The sequence below is a fragment of the Microbacterium bovistercoris genome (assembly GCF_003387575.1).
In the GTDB taxonomy this organism is placed as follows: domain Bacteria; phylum Actinomycetota; class Actinomycetes; order Actinomycetales; family Microbacteriaceae; genus Microbacterium; species Microbacterium bovistercoris.
The window spans coordinates 1-708 of the sequence record NZ_QUAB01000004.1; the positions used below are offsets into that span (position 1 = coordinate 1).

1 pseudogene is annotated in these 708 nt (G+C 48.9%); it reads left to right on the forward strand.

Features of this window, described 5'->3' with window-relative positions:
- A pseudogene (gene tnpC / locus DY023_RS00160) lies at positions 1 to 708 on the forward strand (IS66 family transposase); the annotation flags it as partial.

Consider the following 708-nt stretch of genomic DNA (forward strand, 5'->3'; position numbering starts at 1 on the left):
ATTGATCTGTCCAGATCCACGTTATCTGACTGGATTGGTCGCTGCGGTGTGGAACTGGAACCTCTGGCCAATGCCTTAAAACAGGTGGTGCTGCAACAGCGGGTGATCCATGCCGATGAAACGCCGGTCACCATTATGCGGATGGGTGAGAATGAGAAAAAACCGAAGAAAGGTTATGTCTGGGCCTATGCCACCACACAGTACAATCCAGTTCAAGCGGTGATCTATGACTTTCAGGATAGCCGTTCAGGTCAGCATGCAGAAGAGTTCCTGAATGGCTGGCAGGGCCATCTGGTCTGTGATGATTACAGTGGTTATAAAGCACGCTTTAAATCAGGCGATGTCATTGAGGTGGGCTGCATGGCACATGCACGTCGTAAATTCCATGAACTGCATGTGACCAAGAAAAGTCAGGTCGCTGAACAGGCCTTAGTNGCTGCATGGCACATGCACGTCGTAAATTCCATGAACTGCATGTGACCAAGAAAAGTCAGGTCGCTGAACAGGCCTTAGTGCTGATTCAGAAACTGTATGCCATAGAAGCAGAACTCAGGAAAAAGACCGATGGTACAGCAGAACAGCGCCGCGAATACCGACAACAGCATAGTCAACCAGTGATGCAACAACTGTATGAATGGCTCAACCAACATCAACTGACTGTGCCATCGAGTTCTCCAACTGCCAAGGCCATTAATTACACTCTGAAGC